Annotated in this window: 2 protein-coding genes; both read left to right on the top strand. The window is 70.0% G+C overall.

All coding sequences use genetic code 11. From position 1 onward, the window contains the following. Window positions 1–231 (top strand): acyl-CoA dehydrogenase family protein (locus tag DYI42_RS23955; protein WP_213549637.1); only part of this gene is annotated, 231 nt, incomplete at its 5' end. Next, a partial coding sequence (locus tag DYI42_RS23960) for a CoA-binding protein (protein WP_213549638.1) occupies window positions 228–596 on the top strand: 369 nt, incomplete at its 3' end. The genes DYI42_RS23955 and DYI42_RS23960, both read left to right, overlap by 4 nt.

The raw sequence follows: 596 nt of genomic DNA on the forward strand, positions 1-596 counted from the left end.
GCGGCCTTCCGGGCCAAGGCGCGGGCCAACGACGCCGCGATGGCAATGGCGCGCGGTGCAATCCAGATGTTCGGGGCGCTTGGCATCACCGAGGAGAGTCCCCTCGCACCCCATGTCAGGCGCGTGCTTGCGCTGGTGCCCTGGCTCGGCACCTCGGCTGAGCTGCGCCGCGCCTATGCCCAGGTTGGGCGCGTACTGACCGCAAAGCAGAAGAAGGATGAGGCTGCATGACCGCCCTCGGCAAGAGTTCCAGCAAAACCGCAGGCCTAGGCGCCAACCGCGAGGTCGCAGGCCTCGACGCCCTGTTCCGGCCGCGTGCCATCGCGCTGGTGGGCGCCTCGGACGATCCTTACAAGATCGGCGGGCGGCCGCTGCGCTACATGGCGGAGGCGGGCTCGGGCGTGACGTTGTACCCGGTGAACCCGACGCGAGAGACGGTACAGGGGGTGACGGCCTACCCCTCGGTGGCTGCGATCCCCGAGCAGGTGGACCAGGCGATCCTTGCTGTGCCGGCGAGCCGCGTGGAAGCGGCGGTGGAAGACGGGCTGGCCGCCGGGGTGCGCAGCTTCGTGATGTTCTCGGCGGGCTTTGCCGAG

The sequence above is a fragment of the Vannielia litorea genome (assembly GCF_018424695.1).
Classification (GTDB): Bacteria; Pseudomonadota; Alphaproteobacteria; order Rhodobacterales; family Rhodobacteraceae; genus Vannielia; species Vannielia litorea_A.